The organism is Anaerobacillus sp. 1_MG-2023 (assembly GCF_030547345.1).
GTDB lineage: Bacteria > Bacillota > Bacilli > Bacillales > Guptibacillaceae > Guptibacillus > Guptibacillus hwajinpoensis_B.
On record NZ_JAUORD010000158.1, the window covers coordinates 1 to 255 of the forward strand.

1 protein-coding gene is annotated in these 255 nt (G+C 54.5%); it reads left to right on the forward strand.

All coding sequences use genetic code 11. The features are described from left to right. Positions 1–64: 64 nt before the first annotated feature. Positions 65–255 (forward strand): iron-sulfur cluster assembly protein (locus Q4550_RS23680; protein WP_303536705.1); only part of this gene is annotated, 191 nt, incomplete at its 3' end.

Below are 255 nucleotides of genomic sequence, written 5' to 3' on the forward strand. Positions count from 1 at the left end.
GCTCTGGACCCGGGGCGCAGCAATCCCTATATGTTTGCTAAGAAATGACACGAGGCACCCGAAGATGAATGACGCCACCGCGCCGATGGAAGGCGCGCCGCTGATCAAGCCGTCCAGCACCGAACATACGCTGTATGACAGCGTGGTTGAGGCTTGCCGTACGGTCTATGACCCTGAAATCCCCGTGAATATCTATGATCTGGGGTTGGTCTACACGATTGAGATCAGCGACGAGAACAAGGTGAACATCATCAT